Here is a 21,555-nt window from a genome sequence, read left to right on the forward strand (position 1 = left end):
ATTTTAGTGGCGTGAATATACAGGAAAAATATATAAAACGCTGTATTGAACTGGCCAAAAACGGACTCGGAAATACTTATCCCAATCCGCTGGTAGGCAGCGTGATTGTTTATAAAGACAGGATAATTAGTGAAGGCTGGCATCAAAAAGCAGGAGAGCCACATGCCGAGGTGAACGCTATTAACTCAGTTAAAGATGCTTCGATTTTAAAAAAGGCTACTATTTACGTGAGCCTGGAACCTTGCAGTCATTTTGGAAAAACGCCGCCCTGCAGTGATTTGATTATCGCCAAAGGTATTAAAAAGGTAGTGATTGGCTGCGTAGATCCTTTTGCTGAAGTCGCCGGCCGGGGAATCAAAAAATTATTGGAAGCCGGGTGTAAGGTTCAGGTTGGAATTCTAGAAAAAGAATGCCAAGAGTTGAACAAACGCTTTTTTACGTTTCATCAAAAAAAGCGACCTTATATTATTTTGAAATGGGCACAAACTAGTGATGGATTTATCGCTCCTGAAATTCAGGAAAAACGGGAACCGGTTTGGATCACCAATCAATATTCCAAAAAACTGGTGCATAAATGGCGCAGCGAAGAACAGGCAATTTTAGTAGGCACCAATACCGCAATTGCCGATAACCCTAAACTAAACACGAGGCTTTGGGAAGGTGCTAATCCGGTTCGGGTGGTGATCGATAAAGATTTAAAGATACCACAGGAATCTGCTTTGTTTGATGGTCTCATAAAAACGATTGTACTAACCAAAAAACAGCCTGAAAACGCAATAAAAAACGAAAATTTAGTTTTTGAAAAGCTCGATCTTCACCAAAATTTGCCTGAACAAATTTGCGATGTGCTTTATAAACATAATTTACAATCGGTTATTATTGAAGGTGGAGCAAAAACGCTTCAGACCTTTATTAATAATAATTTCTGGGATGAAGCCCGGATTTTTACAGGGACTTCTGAATTTCATAAAGGTCTAAAGGCGCCGGAGTTTTCAGGAAAAATACTTTCAGAAACCGCCCTGGAGCGAGATAATTTAAAAATTTACAAAAATGATTAAAACGATAATTTTTGATTTTGGAGACGTATTTATAAACCTGGACAAACCGGCTACGATGCGTGAAATGGGGAAATATGAAATCGCTGAGCTTTCAGAAAATTTACTAAATATTAATCAACAATACGAAAAAGGGCTTATTTCTTCCGAAGAATTTGTAAAATCCTACCGTACTGAACATTCGCAGCTTCAGGAAGAACATTTTAAAAATTCATGGAACGCGATTTTAGTTGATTTTCCCGAATATCGATACCAGTTTTTAAAAAAGCTTTCCGAAGAAAAAAATTACCAGTTGATTCTATTGAGCAACACCAACGAAATCCATATTGACTGGGTTAAGGAGAATGTACCGTTTTTCGAAGATTTCCAGACTTGCTTTGATGCGTTTTATCTTTCGCACGAGATCAATTTTAGAAAGCCCGATGCTGAAATTTATGAGTTCGTTTTAAAAGAACACGATTTAAAGCCCGAAGAATGCCTTTTTATAGACGACACCCGGGAAAATACAGACGCAGCTGAGGAATTAGGAATTCACACCTGGAATATTGAACCCACCCACGAAGATGTGATCGATTTATTTACTGCCAAAAAGGACTTATTTTGATCTACCTGCTGCTTAGCATCCTTTCTTCCACGGTAATTTTTGTCGTGTTCAGGCTTTATAAAAAGTATGGCGTTAATACACTGCAGGCCATTATCGTAAATTATTTCATCGCCTGCATCGTTGGGTTTTTCGGCTATATTGATGGCGTTGAGGATCTGGTAAGAATTCCTTCGGAATCCTGGTTTTTGGGAACTGTTTTCCTGGGGGCTATGTTTATTACGGTTTTTAACCTTGCAGCGATTACCACTCAACGTAGCGGACTTTCGGTAGTGTCAGTAGCTACAAAGATGTCGGTTGCCATTCCTGTTTTCTTCGGTATATTTATTTACAATGAAAGCCTGGGGTTTTTAAAAGTTACCGGGATCATACTCGCACTCGCAGCGGTTTATTTAAGTTCGATTAAAACTGAAAAAGGCATTAAAATAAAGAAAAGGAACTTAATATTCCCTTTACTGGTTTTCTTCGGAAGCGGAATTATAGACACCACGCTCAATTACCTGGAAAATTTCTATGTTTCTGAAACCGATGTTGGACTCTTTTCTTCCAGTATTTTTGGAATCGCCGGGATTATTGGAACTTCTATTCTAATTGGCCAGGCTGTTTTAGGAAAATTAAAAATAACCTGGAAAAACATAGTCGGTGGGATTGCGCTGGGAATTCCGAACTATTTCTCTATTTATTTCCTGGTGATGGCGTTACGCTCTCCAGGTATTGAGAATTCGGTGATTTTCACCTTAAACCATGTGGGTATTGTTTTGGCCTCTACTATTCTTGGAATTGTGCTTTTTAAAGAGGTTTTGCTAAAGAAAAACTGGATTGGAATTGCCCTTGCGATAATAAGTATTATACTGGTGGCTAGCAGTCAATAAAGACCTCACAGGTTTTGGAAACCTGTGAGGTCTAAAACACACAAGAATGAAAGACACTTATAAAACCATCACCAAAGCTTCCCCCGAAGTCTTGTTTAAAGACCGGAATTCTAAGTTTTTCGGTTATGCATTTCCGGTAAAAACCGAAGAAGAGGCTAATATTCATTTGGAAGAATTAAAGAGTAAACATCATAAAGCGCGGCACTGGTGTTATGCCTGGCAACTGGGGAAATCAGATTTTCAATATCGCGCTAATGATGACGGGGAACCTTCAAATTCTGCCGGCATGCCAATTTATGGGCAAATCCAGTCTTTTGAAGTCACCAATATTTTAATTGTGGTGGTGCGGTATTTTGGCGGCGTAAAACTTGGAGTTGGTGGTTTGATCAACGCTTATAAAACCGCGGCGCAAATGGCGCTGGAAGAAGCCAATATTGTCACCAGGACTATAGACGAGGTTTTTGAGATCAGTTTTGATTACCCCGAAATGAATATTGTGATGCGATTGATTAAGGAAAATAACCTTAACGTAATTGAGCAAAAACTGGAACTGGATTGCAAAATTTATATTTCCGTAAGGAAAAAAGACGCCGAATCGATATTCGAAAAGTTTGAATCAACTTACAAGGTCGGGATAAAGAGGTTGGAAGATTGAACTTTTCTTGTCATTGCGATCCCGATGATAATCGGGAGAAGAAATCTGTAATATTGGAATAATCATTGACAGATTACTTCACTCCGTTCGTAATGACGATTTTTTGCTGAAAGAAAAAATTTACTTCAACTTATCTAAAATATATTGAGGACATCGAATTGGTTTTTTGGTCTTGGAATCCATAAAAACCAAAGTTGTGTAAGCTTTGGTGAGCAAGTCTTCACATTGGTTAAAAACCATATATTCAAAAGTAATTTTCACCGATGGAACCTCTTTTAATTGCACTTCAATTCTCAGTTCATCTTCAAAAACAGCGGGTTTTAAAAATTTGGTATTGAGTTCATACACGGGTAACATAACCCCGTTTTCTTCCATAGTTTTATAAGATATTCCTAAAGCCGATAACCAGTCCAGTCGGGCGATTTCGAAGTATTGTGCGTAGTTTCCGTGGTGTACTACCCCCATTTGATCGGTTTCCGCATAGCGGACTTTAACATATGTTTCGTGACTTTTCATATTGAATTTAACAGGTAAAGTGAATGAGGTTTTGTACTTTCATAATCGGATTTAAGTATGCACAAAAATTTCTTAAAATTCAACCCCAAACCGGTTTTTTTATTACATAATTTGTTCACATATTTGTTCCACTCAAGTTGAAAGACCCCTATATCTTTTAACTGCTAATAAACCACTACTAATCTAAAATACACAACACAAAGCATGTCAAAAACTGCGCAATCAGTTTGGAATAGCTGTCTGGCTTTTATCAAAGATAACATCACTCCACAGGCTTATAAAACGTGGTTTGAACCTATACAAGCAGTAAAACTTACAGATTGTGCCCTTAGCATACAGGTGCCCTCAAAGTTTTTTTACGAATGGCTGGAAGAACACTATGTAAAACTTTTAAAGGTTTCGCTTACCAAAGAATTAGGGGAAAAAGCTAAATTGGTCTATGTGATCAAAATGGAAAATACCTACGGAAACAAAATGCCATTTACCGAGAAGATTCCGAGTACGCAACGGAGTCATATGGCTTCCCAGGAGGTAGATGTACCTATAAAGAATAAAAATCCAGAATTAAAAAATCCTTTTATAATCCCTGGAATTAGAAATGTAAAGATCGAATCCCAGCTTAACCCGAGTTACAATTTCGAGAATTTCCTGGAAGGAGATTCCAACCGATTGGCAAGATCGGCTGGTTTGGCTGTAGCCAATAAACCGGGAGGGACTTCTTTTAACCCGTTGCTTATCTTTGGTGGCGTAGGACTGGGAAAAACACACCTAGCACACGCAATTGGGGTTGAAATTAAAGACAAATACCCCGAAAAGACCGTTTTATATATTTCTGCAGAAAAATTTACTCAGCAATATATAGAATCGGTTAAGAAAAATAACCGGAACGACTTTATTCATTTTTACCAGATTATCGATGTTTTAATTGTTGATGATATACAGTTGCTTTCCGGAAAAGCGGGAACTCAGGATGTATTTTTCCACATCTTTAATCATTTACATCAAAATGGAAAACAGGTAATCCTTACCAGTGATAAAGCACCGGTAGATATGCAGGATATTGAACAACGCCTGCTTTCAAGGTTTAAATGGGGACTTTCGGCTGAATTGCAACATCCCGATTTTGAAACCCGGGTTTCCATCATTAAAAACAAACTTTATCGCGACGGCGTAGAAATGCCGGAAGAGATCGTAGAGTTTTTGGCAAACAATATCAAAACCAATATCAGGGAACTGGAAGGCGCAATCATATCGCTTATCGCCCACTCTTCTTTCAACAAAAAAGATATCACTTTAGAACTTGCGAAGAAAATCGTAGACAACTACGTAAAGAATACCAAACGTGAAGTTTCTATAGATTACATTCAAAAGGTAGTTAGCGATTATTTCCAGATGGATGTGCAAACCTTGCAGTCAAAGACCCGTAAAAGACATATTGTACAGGCAAGACAACTGGCCATGTTCTTTGCAAAGAAATTCACCAAAGCTTCTTTAGCAAGCATTGGTTCTCAAATTGGAAAACGCGATCACGCCACGGTTTTACACGCCTGCAAGACGGTAGATAACCTGGCCACGACAGATAAGCAATTCAAAAAATTTGTTGAAGACCTCAACAAAAAACTTACCATATAAAAGCATTTTTATGAAGACTAAGGTATTGATGGTGTGCCTCGGCAATATTTGCAGATCACCGCTTGCCGAGGGAATTTTAAAATCTAAAGTAGACGAATCTAAGGTTTTTGTAGATTCGGCTGGCACCGGCGATTATCATATAGACGATTCGCCCGATCCACGCTCTATTGCAATAGCAAAAAAGAACAACCTGGATATCACTTACCAGCGCGGAAGACAGTTTCAAGCTGAAGATTTTGATAAATTCGATCGCATTTATGTGATGGATAATTCAAATTTTAAAGATGTGATTTCCCTGGCCAGAAATGATGATGACCGGGCGAAAGTTCAGCTGATCCTCGATGAAATATTTCCAGCGGAAAACGTAGATGTTCCCGATCCTTATTTTGGCGGAGAACACGGCTTTGAAAATGTCTTCCAAATGCTTGATGAAGCCTGTGAAAAGATAGCAGAACAACTTAAGGAAGAAAACAAGGCTTAATGTCAGACTTCAAATATTCCGGGAAACTTTACCTGATCCCTACCACTATGGGAGCGGCAAACCCAATGCAGGTTCTTCCAATTCAGGTTAAAGAAATTATGGAAAGCCTGGATATTTTTATTGCTGAAAATGAAAAAACCGCCAGGAGACATATAAAAAAACTGGTTCCGCAAAAGCAACAGTTTGAACTTCAATTTTTTCATCTTAATAAATTCACTGAAGCTTCAGAAATCCCTTCATTTTTAAATGATTGTAAAGAAGGAAAAAATATAGGTTTATTGAGTGAAGCCGGTTGTCCCGGTGTGGCAGATCCTGGGGCTGAAATCGTTAAAATTGCGCACAACGAAGGTATTCAGGTGATTCCTTTAGTTGGACCTTCTTCAATTTTACTGGCTATGATGGGCAGTGGAATGAACGGCCAGCGTTTTACCTTCAATGGCTATTTACCTATAGATAAAAAAGAGCGAAAAAAGGAAATCAAAGATTTGGAACGGCTTTCTTTCGAAAAACAGGAAGCACAAATTTTTATTGAAACCCCTTACCGAAACAATAAATTGCTTGAAGATTTGCTCCAGCTTTTAAATCCTGCAACCCGGCTTTGTGTCGCCTGTGACCTTACCCTTCCTACTGAATATATTGTGACTAAACCGGTTTCAGAATGGGGGAAAACAAAAACAGACCTCCATAAGAGGCCTGCTATTTTTATTTTTCAGAAAGAAATTTAAGCTCTAAAAGCTTTAATATTCACTCTCGGATTTTTCTCAGGTATTACAAATGAAGTATCATAGCCTCCAAATTTCTTCATATAGTTTCTAATAGAAGTTCCAAACGCGTCGCTAAAAGATTGCGCACCCCAGCTTCTAAGATATTTCTTTACACTTCCCGGCCCCGAAAGGTGAGCAGCAGCAAGAATTCCAGATTCGGTTACTTCTACCCCGTTGATTACTTTCCCTTCAAAACGGGCAATATCACGTATTAATATCCATTTATTCCTGGAAGCATTGGTATAAAAAGCTGCCTCCTGGAGTTGTGGTGAGTTTAGGAATTCAGCACCGTTGTATATACCCAGTAATTCCAAGGTACCAATACCAAATTGGTATTTCCCCATATAACCAAACTCATTGATTGTTCGGTAATTTCCGCGGGATTCTTTAAAACCTACCGCTTCTTTAAAACCTACATAGGACTTTCCCAGTTCAGGTAACGCCCTCTCAAGGCTTAGATCTTTTGCTAATTCGCTTTCCTCTAAAAGGGCCACAGTATAGTTTAGATCCAGATTGGAAGTTGAATAACCTTCAATTTCCAAATTTGCTGCTTCTCTAGTTGAAAAACTGAAAAACATGCAGCCTGCAAATACAGGCAAGATTGAAAATTTTGCAACTTTCTTTCTCATTACATTTTGTTTCTGAAAGGTTAACGGTTTAGGCTAAAAATTAAGCTTACGCCCCTTTCAATTTTGCCGTGCAAATGTACAATAAATTTTAAAAATCTGAAGTACAAGATGTTAAGTTAACTATAAAGTTCTAAAAGGCTTAACATGCCTGTAAGAAGGCAAAGGCGTTAGAGCTTTCTTAATAAAATGAGGGGAAAATTATTCTTATCTTTTTACGCCCTGCTTGTTAATCCAACGCACATATTCCTGTTTATTTCGATTATGCTGTGCTAAATTTTTTGCGAATTTATGATAACCAAAATTTTGAACATCTGCTACAAAATAGAAGTAATCGTGATCTTCATAATTAAGCACTGCATTTATCGCTGAAATATCTGGCATAAATATAGGCCCCGGAGGTAATTCTTTATAAATATAAGTATTGTAAGGCGAATCGAGTTCCAGGTCTTTATAGAGCACTCTCTTTATAATGGTATCCCATTTTTGAGTCTTGTGTTTAAGCGCATAAATTACGGTAGGATCGGCATCTAATTTCCACCCATTTTTGTAACGATTCATATAAACACCGGCCACTTTAGGGCGTTCATCTACCTTAGCGGTCTCTTTATGAACTACGGAAGCCAGAGTTGAAACTTCTTTAGGGTTTAAGCCAATTTCCTCAGCTTTTTGCCGTTTTTCTTCGGTCCAGAAGCGATCATATTCCCGCTTCATTCGTTCCCTAAATTCTTCTGCCGAAGTATTCCAGTAAAATTCATATTGATTCGGAATATACATCGCTAAAGCTTCGGCTTCCGTAAAATTATTTTCAGCTAAAAATTTTTCATCTTTAAAAACTTCGATTAAAGCAGTACTATCGGCTTCAATTTGATCGGCAATTCTTCCGGCGAGATTCTCCAGGCGCTCCTGGTTATTAAAAGTTAATTTAACCGGAACATTTCCGCTGCGCAAGGCGTTTACCAACTGATTGTTATTCATGCCAGAGCTTATGGCGTATCTCCCAGCTCTAATATTTGAAGCATAACCTTTTTTACGGGCAACCAAATCAAAAGACTCCATATCCTCAATATAAGGCTGAAGACTGTCTATTACGGTTTGATAATCTGCACCGGTAGGCACATAAACCAACTTTTCTTTTTCTGAAAAACTCGTGTTTGCTGAAAAGATACTCGTATAAATATAATAGCTAAAAACAGAAAGGCCTATAAGCCCAAGAATGGCAATAGCCAGTAGGATTTTTTTAATGTACATTATTTATTGATCAATTGATATAGAATTTCATCTTTAAACCGGCCGTTTGAATAAGTCCAGTCTTTCTTTACGCCCACTCGTTGAAAACCCAGGTTTTCAAAAAGTTTCACACTGGTTTCGTTTCCCCCAGCAATATTGGCGTAAACCTGGTGCATGGCAAGATGTTTAAAACAGTAATTGCAAATAAGTTTTAGGGATTCTTCTCCATAACCTTTACCCCGTTCTGAAGGATCGGCTATTAAAATTCCCAAAGCTGCCCTACGGTCTTTAGGTTCAAAATCGAAGATATCTATTAGTCCGACTTCTTTGTCTTTTAAATCGCATATCACTAAACGCAGCTGCTTAACATCGTAAATATCACGATGCGCATTTTCCAGGTATTGTTTAATCATAAACCTGGAATAAGGAGTTTGGGTAGCGCTTACTTCCCAAAACTCTTCGGTGTTCTCCACCCTGTGAACAAAATCGAGATCTTCCGGCTCCAGGGCTCGCAGATAGACCTTATTTCCTTTTAGGCTTGACATACTATTTCACCTTTAAAAACCTGTTCTGCAGGCCCGGTTAACCAAACATCGGTATAAGTTCCATTTTCTTTCTGGAAAGAAACCGATAATTCTCCGCCGGGAACAATGAGCTTTACCGTATTAGCATTAGCTTTTCCCGACGCATGCGCTGCCAAGGCGACAGCGGTAACTCCTGTGCCGCAAGAAAGTGTTTCGTCTTCCACTCCCCTTTCGTAAGTTCTAACCAGGAAAGTATTTTCTTCCTGCATATCTACAAAATTCACGTTGGTTCCCCCATTGGTAACATACTCATCTGAATATCTAATTAACGCTCCTTCCTTTTTTACATCAAGGTCGGCCACATTTTTTGTAAAAACCACGTGATGCGGGGATCCGGTATCAAGAAAAGCGCTATTTCCCAGTTGTTTTATTTCTGAAAGGTTTTGCATTTGCAAACTCACCTCGTGATCGCTAATTGTTGCTTTGTGAGGTCCGTCTATCGCAGTAAAAGTAGCTTCATTTTCTATAATTCCCAGAAATTTAGCAAATGCAACGAGGCAACGCCCGCCATTACCACACATGCTGCTTTCATTTCCGTCAGCATTGAAATAAACCATTTTAAAATCGTCTCCTTCAACTTCGGGATTTTCTAAAAGTATAAGGCCATCGCCCCCAATGCCAAATTTACGGTCGCAAAGCTTTTTAATTATTCTGGTATTATTTTTGGATAACAATTGTTGACGGTTGTCTATCATCACAAAATCGTTTCCGGTGCCTTGATATTTATAAAATGGAATTTTCATTACGTTAATTTTAGGGGCTACAAAGATACTATAAATAACACGATTTTGAGGATGTTAAATGGCCGTTAAAGTTAAAAACTACAGATACTAATGTTATAATTTTAAAGTTGAATTTTATAAAATCCTATTTAAAAAATGAAAAATTTATCAAAATTACTTCTCGTTTCCATTCTTGGAGGCGCGCTGACTTTAGGAAGCTATAAAATGTTTTTTGAAGAAGAAACCCCAGCGGGATTACCTCCGGTTTCCAATACCGCAACTAAAGTAATTCCTGCGAATTATTCGGGAAATGTTTATGGCACTAATGCCGATTTTACCGAAGCTGCAGAAAGAACGGTAAACGGAGTGGTACACGTAAAAAACGTTGCGATTTTTAAAGGTCCGCGAACCATGAAAGATCTTATTAGTGGAAATTATAGTAGCGGAAAAGCACTTCAGGGTGCCGGTTCGGGGGTTATTATTTCACCCGACGGTTATATTGTAACCAATAATCACGTGATTAGAGATGCGAACGAAATTGAAATTACCTTAAACAATAACAAAACTTACACTGCAGAAATTGTGGGGGCCGATGAAAATTCAGATATCGCTTTATTAAAAATTGATGCAGAAGATCTGGATTACATCCCATTTGGCGATTCTAATAATGTAAGGCTTGGAGAGTGGGTTTTGGCAGTAGGAAATCCTTTTAACCTGAAATCTACCGTAACCGCTGGAATTATTAGTGCTACCGCAAGAGATTTAAATACACGTGATGCCACTTCACAATCTTTTATACAAACTGATGCCGCAATTAATCCAGGAAACAGTGGTGGGGCTTTAGTGAATATCAATGGAGAGCTGGTAGGAATTAATACCGCAATTACTTCCCAAACCGGAAGTTATATAGGTTACGCATTCGCCGTACCATCTAACAACACCCGCAAGATCGTAGAAGATATTATGGAGTACGGAGATGTTCAAAAAGGAATTTTAGGAATTAGAGGAGCCAGTGTTAATGCCCGGGCTGTAAAAGAATGGGGACTTAAAACTTCTCAGGGTGTTTTGGTGGCAGAGGTAACTGATGGCAGTGGCGCCGAAAAGGCCGGTTTAAAAGAAGGCGATATTATTAGAAAATTAGACAATATAGATATTAATAAGTTTTCTGATTTAACCGGCTATATCAATTCCAAACGACCAAACGATAAAATTATGGTTAGCTTTCTTAGAGACGGCAGGGAAAGAGAGGTGAATGTAACCCTAACTAAATTTGAAACCTATACCATAGAACCGATAAAAATTGAAGTTTCTAATGCCAGCCAGGAAGAATTACAGGCTTTAAACCTTGAAAATGGTGTAAGAATTCACCGTACCCTTTCGCCTAGATTACCTGCTGAAGAATTGGTAGGAACCATTATTACAGCAATAGATAACAAAAATGTATCGAGCGTAAGCGACGTTGAACGAATTTTCAGAAAAAAGAATTTTTCAGAAGACATAGTGATTACCATTGTGGATAAAAATGGCCAAAAACAACGTATGGTTTGGAGATAAAAATCAGCGAGGTCCTTATCAAAACTCCCTAAATTTCAGGGAGTTTTTTTATGCAAAAAATTCTTCACGAAAACGTTTGAAATCTATACTTTTGCGCCATTATTAATACACACAAACCACACATGAGCTTTAACAAAGTTTACGAAAAGGAACTCGCTTTTCAGGCAAATCGGCGCAAAGCCACCGTAGAATTTATTAATATAATAAGTGACCTCTGGTACGATAAGTCTATTGAGCTGGTCTTATTCAGAAATCAGTTGCTTAACCGAAATGTCAGCGACATTCTCAATCTTCATGAATATGCGGGAGAATTCGTAGGAAAACCTATTTCAATATTCGATTCGGCAGAAATCGCAAAGGCTATCCAGGATATTGATTTACCACCGGCAAAACTTGATATTGGAAAATTAACCTATGAATATCACCTGCAAGACAAGGGACATTTAAATGCTATGGCTTTTGTTTCAGATAAACTGAAAGATGCCAAAAAATATGATAAAGTCGTTCCTAAAGATGTTGTGCTTTACGGCTTTGGACGTATTGGTCGTCTGGTTGCCAGAGAACTTATGGCCAGAACCGGTAAGGGAAGTCAGTTGCGCCTACGTGCCATAGTAACCCGCGGCACGGTAGACAAAAATGTTCTGGAAAAACGCGCTTCTTTGCTTAAAAACGATTCAGTTCACGGGGATTTTTCCGGAACAGTTGGCATAGACGAGGCAAACAGTGCCCTTATTATAAACGGTACCACCGTGAAGGTGATTTCCGCAGATAAACCCGAAGATATAGATTATACAAAATTCGGAATTAATAAAGCCTTAATTATAGATAACACTGGCGCTTTTAGGGATAAAGAAGCTTTAAGCAGACACCTAAAAGCAAAAGGAGCAGCGAAGGTTTTACTTTCAGCTCCCGGAAAAGGTATACCAAATATTGTACATGGAGTAAACCATAAAGAATATAACCCCGATAAAATTTCGATATTCTCAGCCGCTTCCTGTACTACAAACGCAATTACTCCCGTTCTAAAAGCGGTTCAGGATACTTTGGGCGTGGTACACGGTCATTTAGAGACCATTCACGCATATACTAACGACCAGAATCTGGTAGACAATTTGCATAGCAAATACCGCCGTGGTCGTGCTGCTGCACTTAATATGGTAATTACAGAAACCGGTGCCGGAAAAGCTGTAGCCAAAGCTCTACCTGTTTTCGAAGGAAAACTTACTTCTAACGCAATTAGGGTTCCTGTTCCTAATGGTTCGCTGGCGATACTAAATCTTGAAATTGAAGGACAAACCAGCGTTGAAGGTGTAAATAATATTTTAAAGAAATACGCACTGGAAGGAAACCTCGTAGAACAAATTAAATATTCACTGGATAATGAGTTGGTTTCATCAGATATCGTTGGTACAAATGCCCCGGCGATCTATGATAGCAAAGCAACCATAGTTTCGGCAGATGGTAAGAATGTAATCCTTTATATTTGGTATGACAACGAATACGGCTACAGCCATCAATTAGTTAGGCTGGCAAAATATATCGCTAAGGTACGAAGGTTTACTTATTATTAAAATTTTCCACAAAGCGAATAAATCACGATTATCGAGTAAAAGTACCGAAAAACCCACCTAAATTTGGTGGGTTTTTTACTGAGAATACTTTACATTTGCGCGCTCAAATTATTAATTTAAAGGAATTTAGAAAAAAAGTTCAAATTAGTGAATGCTATTACAATAAGTGAAAAAACAAGGCGTTCAAGCATATAAATTCTCAACCAGAAAAACCCCAAATGATGCGTAACATTATTTTTTTAAGTTTACTTTTAATATTTTCAACCAGTGTTTTAACCGCTCAGGATTCATTGGCTACCTCCAATTTTATTGAAGATGAATTTGACAATCTTATTGAATCTTCAAACAACTACCAGGGCTACAAAGTAGTCGATTATGATGCTTTAATTGAATTACGGGATAATACCAAACGCCACGTTCAGGATTTAAAGAACGAGCTTCAGGAAGAGCAAAGTACTATTTCCAGCCAAAATGAAGAAATCGAAAATCTTGAAAATCAATTAGCCGAAACTCAGGCCGATCTTCAACGTGTGAACGAAGAAAAAGATGCCATAATGTTTCTTGGTATGCCTTTTAGCAAAGGAAGCTATATGGCTTTAATGTGGGGAATTGTTGGTGTTTTAATCCTGGCGCTACTTTTCTTTATCTATAAGTTTAAAAACTCCAATGCGACTACTAAAGAAGCAAGACATAATTTAAACGAAACCGAAAAGGAATTTGACGCTTATCGTACTAAAGCCCTGGAAAAGGAACAGCGTTTAGGCCGAATGCTTCAGGATGAGAAGAACAAAGCCAAGGATTAAATTTTCTTTACCTAAAATTTAAATTAGCATCTTTGCATTTTTATAAGAAATATGCGCATAGATATTATTACCGTAGTTCCAGATTTGCTAAAAAGTCCCTTTGAAGCTTCTATTCTGAAAAGAGCTATTGAGAACGGGTACGTTGAAATTCATCTTCATAATTTAAGGGATTATGTGACTGACAACTACAAACAAATTGATGACTATCAGTTTGGAGGTGGCGCCGGGATGGTGATGATGGTAGAACCTATAGATAAATGCATATCAGATCTTAAAAATCAGCGGGATTATGATGAAATTATCTATATGAGTCCCGATGGCGATAGTTTTAATCAAAAAACCGCTAATTCCCTTTCACTTAAGGAAAACCTTATAATTCTTTGCGGTCATTATAAAGGAGTAGACCAACGGGTACGAGATCATTTTATCACCAAAGAAATTTCTATTGGCGATTATGTTTTATCTGGCGGGGAACTTGGTGCAGCCGTGGTTTGTGATGCGATCATTAGACTAATTCCCGGAGTTTTAGGCAATGAGACCTCTGCCCTAACCGATTCCTTTCAGGACAATTTACTCGCTCCACCGGTTTACACAAGACCTGCGGAATATAAAGGATGGAAAGTTCCGGAGATTTTAATTTCGGGAAATTTTCCGAAGATAGAAGCCTGGCGGGAAGAAAAAGCTTATGAACGCACTAAACGCTTAAGGCCTGATCTTTTGGATGAAACAGAAAAATAATTGCAATTTCTCAATTGCGATATAAATTAAAATTAATACTTTTGCACTCGTTCTAAAATAACCTCTGGCGAAGTCCGTGCATGTTGTTTTGGATTTTACATTAAATAAGAAATTATGGAATCGTTAATTAAGTACGTACAAGACGAATTCGTTGAAAGAAAAGATTTACCTCAATTTTCTGCAGGTGATACTATTACTGTGTATTACGAAATTAAAGAGGGTCAAAAAACCCGTACCCAGTTTTTTAAAGGGGTAGTAATTCAGAAAAGAGGAAGCGGTGCTTCACAAACTTTTACCATTAGAAAAATGAGTGGTACTGTTGGAGTAGAAAGAATTTTTCCTTTAAACCTTCCTGCAATTCAAAAAATTGAATTGAACAAACGAGGAAAAGTAAGAAGAGCTCGTATTTATTACTTTAGAGAACTTACCGGGAAAAAAGCTCGTATTAAGGAAGCTAAAAGATAGAATACATCTTATTAAATTAATAAAAAGCCCCGTAATTCGGGGCTTTTTTATTAGTATATACCTCCATACACAAAGCCCTTAAGTTCCTGTATAACAAAAAGTTAAAAATTTTATTTTACCGTTGTTTTATTGTATATTTAATATGGAATTTAGTTGAAGGGAATGACAAAAGGATTTCTTATTAAACCAAAATTCCGTGTAAAGCCTAAAAATCTTTACATACGGTTTTTATCTTCTATATAACGCTCATATTTTGCCAGGTCAAAAGAAGTTTGAAGGATAGAAACCCATTAGATTCAAGAATACAACTTTATTAAGTTTTTATTTTTGAATCATTGAAATAATACACACTGGGATTTTTCCCTTAAAGAATTTCGAAAATTCAGTGAGTACGTATTATTTCAGTAGAAGCCATTTCATTTTAGTTACTAAGATGAAGTGGCTTTTTTTTTATTCTTTTTTAATAATAATTAACAGGCTTTAATGGCTCTTCAGCTATGATAGAAGCCTGAAAAATATTATATTGCGCAAAGCTCGAACGCCCAGTAAAAATTGGGCGTTCACTGAGTTTAGACTATTTATAATTAATCAGCTATAAAAATTACAAAATGACACAGATTGGAAAGATCATTTATACCAAAACAGATGAAGCCCCGGCTTTAGCTACTTATTCTTTTTACCCTATTGTAAAGTCGTATACCAAAGCGGCAAACGTAGGAATGGAAACTAAAGATATTTCACTAGCTGGAAGAATTTTATCCCAGTTTCCACAATACCTTTCAGACGATCAAAAAGTAAGTGACGATTTGGCTTATCTTGGAGAATTAGCTAAAAAACCTGAAGCTAATATTATAAAATTACCAAATATCAGTGCTTCTATACCGCAGTTAAAAACTGCTATTAAAGAACTTCAGGAGAAAGGTTATAAATTACCCGATTATCCAGACGAACCTGCAAATGACGAAGAGAAGAAAATACAGGAAACTTACGATAAAGTAAAAGGAAGTGCCGTAAACCCTGTGCTTCGTGAAGGAAATTCAGATAGACGTGCTCCAAGAGCTGTAAAGAATTTCGCCAAAAAACATCCGCACCCAATGGGAGAATGGAGTTCAGACTCCAAATCTCATGTTGCCACTATGGACGGTGGGGATTTTAAAGCAAACGAAAAATCTTTGACCCTAAGTGAAGAAACCGATGTAAAAATTGAATTCACTTCAAAAAGTGGTGATAAGAAAGTACTTAAAGATAATTTACACTTACTTAAAGGTGAAGTTATTGATGCCAGCCTAATGAGTAAAAAAGCGCTTTTACAATTTCTTAGGGAAGAGATAAAAGACGCTAAAGAAAAAGGAGTTTTATTTTCTTTACATATGAAGGCTACAATGATGAAGGTTTCTGACCCCATTATTTTTGGTCACGCAGTAAGAGCATTTTTTGAAGATGTTTTCAATGAATATGGAGAAGAACTTAAAAAGGCAGGCGCAGATCCAAACAGTGGACTTGGAGATGTATTAAATGCTATTGAAAACCTTTCGGCAGATAAAAAAGCGGAAATAGAGTCTAAAATTAAAGCTGATCTTGAACAAGGACCGGATATAGCAATGGTGAATTCTGATAAAGGAATTACCAATCTTCACGTGCCGAGTGATGTAATTATTGATGCTTCTATGCCTGCAATGATTAGAACTTCCGGGCAGATGTGGAATAAGAATGACGAAACCCAGGATACCAAAGCGGTAATTCCAGACAGTAGTTATGCGCCACTTTACCAGGAGACTATTGAATTTTGCCAAAAACACGGCGCTTTTGATCCCACTACAATGGGAACTGTCCCTAACGTAGGTCTAATGGCTCAAAAAGCGGAAGAATATGGTTCTCACGATAAAACTTTTGAAATTCCTGCGGAAGGAACTGTTCGGATTATTGATAAGAATGAAAAGGTTTTAACCGAACATAAAGTTGAAGAAGGAGATATCTGGAGAATGTGCCAGGTAAAAGATGCCCCGGTACAAGACTGGATTAAATTAGCAGTAAACAGAGCGAAAGCAACCGGTTGGCCGGCCATTTTCTGGTTAGATAAAGACCGCGCTCACGATGCAGAGTTGATCAAAAAAGTGAATCAATATTTACCAAATCACGATACCAAAGGCGTAGACATTAAAATAATGTCGGTTGCTGAAGCAACAAAATATACACTGGAACGCGTAAAAGCAGGAGAAAATACAATCTCGGTAACAGGTAATGTTTTAAGAGATTACCTAACCGATCTTTTCCCAATTCTAGAAGTAGGAACCAGTGCAAAAATGCTTTCTATCGTTCCTCTAATGAATGGTGGGGGATTATTTGAAACCGGTGCCGGTGGATCTGCTCCAAAGCACGTACAACAGTTTTTAAAGGAGGGTCACTTGCGTTGGGATTCCCTTGGGGAGTTTCTTGCTCTTGCTGCTTCTCTGGAGCATCTGGGTGAGTCTTACAGCAATAAGAAAGCACTTATTCTTTCTGAAGCTTTAGATGAAGCCACAGATAAGTTTCTGGAGAACAGTAAATCTCCATCAAGAAAAGTGAATGAGCACGACAACCGCGGCAGTCATTTCTATTTGGCTTTATACTGGGCCCAGGCTTTAGCCGCCCAGGACAAAGATGCTGAGTTAAAGAAACATTTTGCTGATTTGGCTTCTAAATTAGAAGAGAACGAAGAGCAAATAAATAAAGAGCTTATTGCTGCACAGGGATCTCCGGTAGACATTGGAGGGTACTATATGCCTGATGAAGATCTTACTTCTAAAGCAATGAGACCAAGCCAGCTTTTAAATGATATCCTAGGATAATTATTTTTTTTAAAAAAAATTGAATTTTAAAGCCGGGGAATATCCCGGCTTTATTTTTTCTATATATTACTTCAACAATTCTTAATAATTGCATTAAGCTTTTAAATAATAAGCTTCTACACTATATTTACTCAAAAAATTGAAATTCTTTCTTCCTTACCTCCTTTTACTATTTTTTCTATTTACCAGTTTGGATTTAACAGCACAGGAAATTTATACGCTAAAAGGAACTATTACCAATGCATCAAGTAATGAAACCTTAATAGGTGTCAACATTATAATTCCAGAAGAAAACAAAGGTGTAGTAACCAATGAATATGGTTTCTATTCCATAAAATTATCCAAAGGCACTTATACGGTTGAAATATCATATCTGGGATTTCAAAGCCTAAGAAAAACCATTACTATTACTGAAGATACAAGCTTTAATACCGCCCTTACCGAAGGTTCCGAAAATTTAGACGAAGTAGTTATAAAATCTAACAATGAAGGCTTGAATATTAAGAGTGCTGAAATGAGTGTTAATAAACTTTCAATAAATACCATTCAAAAGTTGCCCGTGGTATTTGGAGAAGTAGACATCATAAAATCTTTGCTTCTTTTACCCGGTGTTTCTAATGCCGGGGAAGGTGCCTCAGGGTTTAATGTTCGAGGCGGCGCGGTAGATCAGAATCTCATTCTACTTGATAAAGCCACTATCTTTAATTCCTCCCACCTTTTTGGTTTCTTTTCGGTTTTTAATCCAGATGCGGTTAAAGATCTAAAATTGTATAAAGGCGGAATTCCGGCAAAATATGGAGGAAGGGTTTCCTCCGTTCTGGATATCTATCAACGTGACGGAAATAGCAAAGAATTTAAAGCACAGGGCGGAATTGGGGTTATTTCGAGTAGATTACTTGCCGAAGGCCCTATCGTAAAGGATAAAGGCTCATTTCTTATTGGGGGACGCAGTTCTTACGCACATTTATTTCTGAAACTAGCCGATAACCCAAATTCAGCTTACTTCTATGATCTTAACACCAAACTGACGTATACTATAAACGAGGAGAATAAATTATTATTTTCAGGATATTTTGGTCGTGATGTTTTCGATATCAATCAGAATTTTATCAATACTTATGGAAATTCCGTTCTCAACCTTAGGTGGAATCACGTGGTTTCAGATGATATTTTTACAAACCTCTCACTCATATACAGCGATTATTATTACGGACTCACCCTGGATTTTGTTGGCTTCAACTGGGATAGCGGTATCAAAAATCTGAATATCAAATATGACTTTAACCATTATTTAAGCGACAATTTTCAATTAGAATACGGGATTCATAATACTTATTACGAATTTAATCCGGGAGAGATCGCACCAATAGATGAAGATTCGGGCATCAATTATTTCAAACTCACCAATAAACATGCATTAGAAAATGCGACGTATTTTTCTGTAGAACATAATATTTCTAACAAACTAACTGCTGAATATGGATTGCGATTCAGTAATTTCTTTAGACTGGGCCAGGATAGTTTCAATGAATACGCTAACAACGAACCTATAAATTACAATTCAGTCCTCGATATTTATGAGGAGGCTGAACCGATTAATCAGAGATCAATTTCGCGATCTGAGGTAATAAAAACGTATTCCAACCTGGAACCCCGGCTGGCTTTAGCCTATAGTTTTAGCGAAAACCAATCGGTAAAGGCGAGTTATAATAGAATGGCGCAATACCTTCATTTAATCTCAAACACCAGCTCTCCTACTCCACTTGATGTCTGGGCGCCCAGTGGTCCATTTATTAAACCTCAAATTCTCGATCAATATGCTTTGGGATATTTTCGTAATTTTAAGCAAGGAAAATATTCCCTGGAGACTGAAGTATTTTATAAGGATATCCAGAATCGTATAGACTATGTAAATGGTGCAAACCTTATTGCAAATAACAATATTGAAACTATAATCTTAAACGGAAAATCCAGGGCTTATGGGCTTGAGGTTCTAGCTAAGAAAAATAAGGGTCGTCTAACCGGTTGGTTAGCTTATACATTATCCAGATCTGAACAACAAACCCCGGGAAGAACTCCTGCCGAAAGTGGGATAAATAACGGAAAATGGTATGCTACTAATTTCGATAAAACGCATGATATTAGTCTCATCGGCAATTATGATTATAACCGGAAATGGGATTTTAGCGCTAATTTTGCTTTCCAAACAGGTTTGCCCGTCACCTTCCCCACCGGGCAATATAATTTTAACGGAATAAATGTTCCGGTTTATGGAGATAGAAACAGTAATAGATTAGCGGCTTATCATAGATTAGATATTTCGGCGACCTACATTCCTAAACCAGATAAAAAGGATGGTTTAAAATCTTCCTGGAATTTTGGAATTTACAATGTATACAATAGGAAAAATGCCTATTCAATCAGCTTTAGGGAAAACGAGGATACCGGCCGAAATGAAGCAGCAAAATTAAGTTTATTCGGAATAATACCTTCTGTCTCTTATAATTTTAAATTTTAAGATGAAGTATTTAAGTAACATATTCATATTATTTCTTGCTTTAAATCTAAGTTCTTGTGAGGAAGTTATAGATTTAGATTTGGAAAAAAGTGAACCCCGACTGGTTATAGATGCATCTTTAATTTGGTTTATGAATACCTCTGGTGATTACCAGCAGATAAAATTATCACAAACAACCGGTTTTTATGAAGAGGAAGCTGAACCGGTTACTGATGCCCGGGTTATTATTAAAACAGATACCGGGGAAGAATTCATCTTTGAATATGAGAACCAGGGTTTTTATGTAAATTCCGAATTTAATCCAAAATTTGAAGAAAATTACACCTTAGAAATAAGCTATCAGGATGAAATATACTCCTCTAGTTCAAGTTTTGTTCCTGTAGCCGGTATCGATCATATTGAGCAGAACAATGAAGGTGGTTTTACCGCAGAAGATCTCGAGGTTGAGGCATTTTTCACCGATCCTGCAGGAGAAGATAATTATTATCTTTTTAGATTTAGCAACTTTTCTACTTCCCGAGTTTCATTAGAGATTTATGAAGATGAATTTACAGATGGTAATCAGGTTTCAGCTTCTTATTCAAACAATGAATTAGCTGTAGGTGATGAGATTTTTATTACAATGGAAGGGATTTCAAAGTCCTTTTACAATTATTTATTCATACTACGATCTCAAGGTGGGGATAATGGCGGCGGACCCTTCCAGTCTCAACCAGCCACAGTAAAAGGAAATATTATCAATGAAACCAATCCTGAAAACTACCCTTTTGGATATTTTAGACTTTCAGAAGTAGATTCAACAACCTATATTGTACAGTAAGCAACAATTATGAAACATACTAATAGAAAAACATTAGCAAAAGGGATTAAATACCTTGCTTTTGCATTGCCATTAACATTAATCGGGCCTTCGATTTTATTTACTGCTTTTAATAACCAGGATCATCCTTATTATATTCCTGTTTTAGTTATAGGAATTATAGCTCTAATTGCCGCTATACTTTTAATGTTTAGAGGAATTATGACTGTAGTTAAAGCTATTTTCGATTAGGACATTTAGTTGAATACTTTGACTAACACCGTCAATAAGAGTCCAATTAAATATAGGGCTCAGTTTAGAGGAGTGGAAAATGTAGAATTCTTCCTCTATAGATTAACTACCATTTTTGCATAAACACAACAATTAGGCTTGATCCCTGAATTGCAATAAGGCTTTCCTTCCCTTTAAGGTATAAAAAAACCCTTCACCAAATAAATGATGAAGGGTTCAAAAGAAAGGCGGCGACATATTAAATGACCGCCTTTGAATGCAAGCGAAGGCGCAGCATAAAAAGCTGCGG

General features: G+C 37.3%; 21 protein-coding genes. 16 read left to right on the plus strand and 5 right to left on the minus strand.

The genetic code is table 11. From position 1 onward, the window contains the following. Positions 1-11 precede the first annotated feature (11 nt). The 4 genes from ribD to LB467_RS12575 are packed head-to-tail and all read left to right on the plus strand — an operon-like array spanning position 12 to position 3,183. The gene (gene ribD, locus LB467_RS12560) at positions 12-1,058 is read left to right on the plus strand and encodes a bifunctional diaminohydroxyphosphoribosylaminopyrimidine deaminase/5-amino-6-(5-phosphoribosylamino)uracil reductase RibD (protein WP_224474388.1); all 1,047 of its coding nucleotides are present in this window, start codon (positions 12-14) and stop codon (positions 1,056-1,058) included. Then, a complete protein-coding gene (locus LB467_RS12565) occupies positions 1,051-1,659 on the plus strand; it encodes an HAD family hydrolase (RefSeq protein ID WP_224474389.1) in 609 nt (202 codons plus the stop codon). Before ribD ends, LB467_RS12565 begins: the two co-directional genes overlap by 8 nt. Further along, positions 1,656-2,528: an EamA family transporter gene (locus LB467_RS12570; RefSeq protein WP_224474390.1), complete on the plus strand. Its 873-nt coding sequence runs from the start codon at positions 1,656-1,658 to the stop codon at positions 2,526-2,528. Before LB467_RS12565 ends, LB467_RS12570 begins: the two co-directional genes overlap by 4 nt. A 46-nt stretch (positions 2,529-2,574) precedes the next feature. Next, positions 2,575-3,183, plus strand: a complete 609-nt coding sequence (locus LB467_RS12575) for an IMPACT family protein (RefSeq protein WP_224474391.1) — start codon at positions 2,575-2,577, stop codon at positions 3,181-3,183. Between the two features lie 120 nt (positions 3,184-3,303). On the opposite strand, the gene LB467_RS12580 is transcribed toward LB467_RS12575, so the two are convergent. Beyond that, positions 3,304-3,699 carry an acyl-CoA thioesterase gene (locus LB467_RS12580; protein WP_224474392.1) on the minus strand — a complete coding sequence of 132 codons (396 nt, stop codon included), beginning with the start codon at positions 3,697-3,699 and terminating at the stop codon, positions 3,304-3,306. Between the two features lie 204 nt (positions 3,700-3,903). Between LB467_RS12580 and dnaA the strand changes: the two genes are divergently transcribed. Genes dnaA through LB467_RS12595 form a run of 3 tightly spaced genes read left to right on the plus strand, consistent with a single transcriptional unit; the run spans position 3,904 to position 6,537 of the window. Next, on the plus strand, positions 3,904-5,331 hold the full coding sequence (gene dnaA, locus LB467_RS12585) for a chromosomal replication initiator protein DnaA (RefSeq protein ID WP_224474393.1): 1,428 nt from the start codon (positions 3,904-3,906) through the stop codon (positions 5,329-5,331). A 10-nt stretch (positions 5,332-5,341) separates the two neighbouring features. Beyond that, on the plus strand, positions 5,342-5,812 hold the full coding sequence (locus LB467_RS12590) for a low molecular weight protein-tyrosine-phosphatase (protein ID WP_224474394.1): 471 nt from the start codon (positions 5,342-5,344) through the stop codon (positions 5,810-5,812). Further along, entirely contained in the window at positions 5,812-6,537 is a 726-nt protein-coding gene (locus LB467_RS12595) for an SAM-dependent methyltransferase (RefSeq protein WP_224474395.1), read from the plus strand. The genes LB467_RS12590 and LB467_RS12595 overlap by 1 nt, the downstream gene beginning before the upstream one ends. Here LB467_RS12595 and LB467_RS12600 read toward each other — a convergent pair. The 4 genes from LB467_RS12600 to dapF form a co-directional block, all read right to left on the minus strand. Beyond that, on the minus strand, positions 6,534-7,205 hold the full coding sequence (locus LB467_RS12600) for a peptidoglycan-binding protein LysM (RefSeq protein WP_224474396.1): 672 nt from the start codon (positions 7,203-7,205) through the stop codon (positions 6,534-6,536). The two genes, LB467_RS12595 and LB467_RS12600, sit on opposite strands and share 4 nt — an antisense overlap. A 204-nt stretch (positions 7,206-7,409) precedes the next feature. Then, positions 7,410-8,453: an endolytic transglycosylase MltG gene (mltG, locus tag LB467_RS12605; RefSeq protein WP_224474397.1), complete on the minus strand. Its 1,044-nt coding sequence runs from the start codon at positions 8,451-8,453 to the stop codon at positions 7,410-7,412. Next, entirely contained in the window at positions 8,453-8,977 is a 525-nt protein-coding gene (locus tag LB467_RS12610; protein ID WP_224474398.1) for a GNAT family N-acetyltransferase, read from the minus strand. The genes mltG and LB467_RS12610 overlap by 1 nt, the downstream gene beginning before the upstream one ends. Further along, a complete protein-coding gene (gene dapF / locus LB467_RS12615; RefSeq protein WP_224474399.1) occupies positions 8,965-9,759 on the minus strand; it encodes a diaminopimelate epimerase in 795 nt (264 codons plus the stop codon). The genes LB467_RS12610 and dapF overlap by 13 nt, the downstream gene beginning before the upstream one ends. A 135-nt stretch (positions 9,760-9,894) precedes the next feature. Between dapF and LB467_RS12620 the strand changes: the two genes are divergently transcribed. The 9 genes from LB467_RS12620 to LB467_RS12660 all read left to right on the plus strand — a co-directional run bounded on the left by LB467_RS12620 (position 9,895) and on the right by LB467_RS12660 (position 21,266). Continuing rightward, a complete protein-coding gene (locus tag LB467_RS12620) occupies positions 9,895-11,292 on the plus strand; it encodes a S1C family serine protease (protein ID WP_224474400.1) in 1,398 nt (465 codons plus the stop codon). Positions 11,293-11,414: 122 nt separating this feature from the next. After that, on the plus strand, positions 11,415-12,863 hold the full coding sequence (locus tag LB467_RS12625; protein ID WP_224474401.1) for a glyceraldehyde-3-phosphate dehydrogenase: 1,449 nt from the start codon (positions 11,415-11,417) through the stop codon (positions 12,861-12,863). A gap of 218 nt (positions 12,864-13,081) precedes the next feature. Beyond that, positions 13,082-13,666 (plus strand): hypothetical protein, encoded by a 585-nt coding sequence (locus LB467_RS12630; protein ID WP_224474402.1) that lies wholly within the window; start codon positions 13,082-13,084, stop codon positions 13,664-13,666. Positions 13,667-13,717: 51 nt separating this feature from the next. Continuing rightward, positions 13,718-14,404 carry a tRNA (guanosine(37)-N1)-methyltransferase TrmD gene (gene trmD / locus LB467_RS12635; protein WP_224474403.1) on the plus strand — a complete coding sequence of 229 codons (687 nt, stop codon included), beginning with the start codon at positions 13,718-13,720 and terminating at the stop codon, positions 14,402-14,404. Between the two features lie 114 nt (positions 14,405-14,518). After that, positions 14,519-14,869 (plus strand): 50S ribosomal protein L19, encoded by a 351-nt coding sequence (rplS, locus tag LB467_RS12640; protein WP_057481365.1) that lies wholly within the window; start codon positions 14,519-14,521, stop codon positions 14,867-14,869. Between the two features lie 608 nt (positions 14,870-15,477). Next, positions 15,478-17,697, plus strand: coding sequence for an NADP-dependent isocitrate dehydrogenase (locus tag LB467_RS12645; protein ID WP_224474404.1), 2,220 nt, complete (start codon positions 15,478-15,480; stop codon positions 17,695-17,697). Positions 17,698-17,836: 139 nt separating this feature from the next. Next, complete coding sequence (locus LB467_RS12650) at positions 17,837-20,215, plus strand: TonB-dependent receptor (RefSeq protein WP_224474405.1); 2,379 nt, start codon at positions 17,837-17,839, stop codon at positions 20,213-20,215. Position 20,216: 1 nt separating this feature from the next. After that, on the plus strand, positions 20,217-21,035 hold the full coding sequence (locus tag LB467_RS12655) for a DUF4249 domain-containing protein (RefSeq protein ID WP_224474406.1): 819 nt from the start codon (positions 20,217-20,219) through the stop codon (positions 21,033-21,035). A 9-nt stretch (positions 21,036-21,044) separates the two neighbouring features. Beyond that, the gene (locus tag LB467_RS12660) at positions 21,045-21,266 is read left to right on the plus strand and encodes a DUF6095 family protein (protein ID WP_224474407.1); all 222 of its coding nucleotides are present in this window, start codon (positions 21,045-21,047) and stop codon (positions 21,264-21,266) included. Positions 21,267-21,555: the final 289 nt, after the last annotated feature.

It is taken from the genome of Salegentibacter tibetensis (genome assembly GCF_020164485.1).
GTDB lineage: Bacteria > Bacteroidota > Bacteroidia > Flavobacteriales > Flavobacteriaceae > Salegentibacter > Salegentibacter tibetensis.

Bases quoted from the DNA above. Each gene is read 5' to 3' on its own strand.
- LB467_RS12565 (WP_224474389.1), top strand. From the start codon at position 1,051: ATGATTAAAACGATAATTTTTGATTTTGGAGACGTATTTATAAACCTG.
- LB467_RS12575 (WP_224474391.1), top strand. From the start codon at position 2,575: ATGAAAGACACTTATAAAACCATCACCAAAGCTTCCCCCGAAGTCTTG.
- LB467_RS12580 (WP_224474392.1), bottom strand. From the start codon at position 3,699: ATGAAAAGTCACGAAACATATGTTAAAGTCCGCTATGCGGAAACCGAT.
- dnaA (WP_224474393.1), top strand. From the start codon at position 3,904: ATGTCAAAAACTGCGCAATCAGTTTGGAATAGCTGTCTGGCTTTTATC.
- LB467_RS12590 (WP_224474394.1), top strand. From the start codon at position 5,342: ATGAAGACTAAGGTATTGATGGTGTGCCTCGGCAATATTTGCAGATCA.
- LB467_RS12595 (WP_224474395.1), top strand. From the start codon at position 5,812: ATGTCAGACTTCAAATATTCCGGGAAACTTTACCTGATCCCTACCACT.
- LB467_RS12600 (WP_224474396.1), bottom strand. From the start codon at position 7,205: ATGAGAAAGAAAGTTGCAAAATTTTCAATCTTGCCTGTATTTGCAGGC.
- mltG (WP_224474397.1), bottom strand. From the start codon at position 8,453: ATGTACATTAAAAAAATCCTACTGGCTATTGCCATTCTTGGGCTTATA.
- LB467_RS12610 (WP_224474398.1), bottom strand. From the start codon at position 8,977: ATGTCAAGCCTAAAAGGAAATAAGGTCTATCTGCGAGCCCTGGAGCCG.
- dapF (WP_224474399.1), bottom strand. From the start codon at position 9,759: ATGAAAATTCCATTTTATAAATATCAAGGCACCGGAAACGATTTTGTG.
- LB467_RS12620 (WP_224474400.1), top strand. From the start codon at position 9,895: ATGAAAAATTTATCAAAATTACTTCTCGTTTCCATTCTTGGAGGCGCG.
- LB467_RS12625 (WP_224474401.1), top strand. From the start codon at position 11,415: ATGAGCTTTAACAAAGTTTACGAAAAGGAACTCGCTTTTCAGGCAAAT.
- LB467_RS12630 (WP_224474402.1), top strand. From the start codon at position 13,082: ATGATGCGTAACATTATTTTTTTAAGTTTACTTTTAATATTTTCAACC.
- trmD (WP_224474403.1), top strand. From the start codon at position 13,718: ATGCGCATAGATATTATTACCGTAGTTCCAGATTTGCTAAAAAGTCCC.
- rplS (WP_057481365.1), top strand. From the start codon at position 14,519: ATGGAATCGTTAATTAAGTACGTACAAGACGAATTCGTTGAAAGAAAA.
- LB467_RS12645 (WP_224474404.1), top strand. From the start codon at position 15,478: ATGACACAGATTGGAAAGATCATTTATACCAAAACAGATGAAGCCCCG.
- LB467_RS12655 (WP_224474406.1), top strand. From the start codon at position 20,217: ATGAAGTATTTAAGTAACATATTCATATTATTTCTTGCTTTAAATCTA.
- LB467_RS12660 (WP_224474407.1), top strand. From the start codon at position 21,045: ATGAAACATACTAATAGAAAAACATTAGCAAAAGGGATTAAATACCTT.